Source organism: Roseateles sp. (genome assembly GCF_049240545.1).
GTDB lineage: Bacteria > Pseudomonadota > Gammaproteobacteria > Burkholderiales > Burkholderiaceae_C > Paucibacter_A.
On record NZ_JBMLSK010000309.1, the window covers coordinates 1 to 1,250 of the forward strand.

The following is a 1,250-nucleotide window of genomic DNA, read 5'->3' on the forward strand; positions in this document are numbered from 1 at the left end:
ACCCGCAGGAGGCGCGCGCAGGCGAGATCGCGCGGTATCGCCGCAAGGGTTGGTCTGAGGCGCGGATCGCCCGCGCGATGACTGACAAGGCCCGCGCTGACGCACGCCCCGCTGGCCGGACGCCGAACGAAGACGCCGCCTACTGGATGGAACTGCTGACCACGCTCTCAGCGGAGCTCGGACTGAAACGGCTGGCGCTGATGCATCACTTCTGCAGCAACAAGTCCCCCGGGAACGGGCCCGAGGCGGCAAGCCGCCGCAGGGCCGGGCCGGTGCGCGAGGCGGCCGAGGTCCTGGCCACCATGGGGGACGCCGTGATCCATGATTTCGATATCGGGGTGCCTCTCAGATGATGCACGACATGAGCGAGCTCCTGCCGAAACTTCGCGAAATCGGCTTTGGGGCGTGGGACCCCTGGCCTGGCGAGCGCCCGGACACCCACTGAAGGCGCATGGTCTGGCCGTGGATGGGTGGGCGAGACCTGCGTGACCTCCGATCAGGCGGTGGTGTCGGGTTGACTTGGTATGCCCAGGGCCTTTCGGGCCTGGGGAGGGCGTTTGGGTTTCCTGCGCTCTTCGCTGCGGCGCTGATCCAGCGCGCGCCGGGCCAGCCAGTTCGGGTGAGGTCGTAACGAGGCCAGCGGCAGCACTGCTGGAGCTGGAAAAATGCCAGCCCGCAGAGTTGACAACCGTTGTCAAACTGACCAAGATGCCTCCATGAGCCGCCACACCATGAGTTTCGCCTTGCCCGAGTCGATGCGCGACTACATTGACAACCGGGTCGCCGCTGGCAACTACGGCAACACCAGTGAGTACATCCGCGACCTGGTCCGACGCGACCAGGAGGAGCAGGCCAAGAAGCGGCTTCGCGACCTCATCGAGGACGGGCTGGCGTCCGGGCCCGGCCGACGCCGCACCAAGGCGGACGAGAAGGAGCTGCTGTTGATGGCTCGCGGCGAGATCGATTGAAGCCCGCGTTTCTGCGCCCGCAGGCGTTGCGCGACCAGCAAGGCGAAGTACGGTACTACCGCAAGGAGGGTGGCACCCGCGTGGCGGTGAAGCTGGCCAACGCCACCAACACCGCGCTTGACCGGATCGAGCTCGACCCTGGGATCGGCTCGCCGACGCTCGGAAAGCTCCTGGGCATACCAGGGCTTCGGACCTGGCGGGTCTCAAAGTTCCCGCTGCTCTGGTTTTACTTCGAACGCGGCGATCACCTGGATGTGGTCCGGCTGCTGGGCGAGCGCCAGG

At 66.7% G+C, this 1,250-nt stretch carries 3 protein-coding genes; all 3 read left to right on the plus strand.

All coding sequences use genetic code 11. The annotated features are described in order from the left end of the window. The coding region (locus ACOVRJ_RS19475; protein WP_422045484.1) for a hypothetical protein at nt 1-353 on the plus strand (353 nt) is incomplete at its 5' end. Between the two features lie 363 nt (nt 354-716). Beyond that, nucleotides 717-968, plus strand: a complete 252-nt coding sequence (locus ACOVRJ_RS19480) for a type II toxin-antitoxin system ParD family antitoxin (protein WP_422045485.1) — start codon at nt 717-719, stop codon at nt 966-968. After that, nucleotides 965-1,250: type II toxin-antitoxin system RelE/ParE family toxin (locus ACOVRJ_RS19485; protein WP_422045486.1), on the plus strand; the 286-nt coding region annotated here is incomplete at its 3' end. The genes ACOVRJ_RS19480 and ACOVRJ_RS19485, both read left to right, overlap by 4 nt.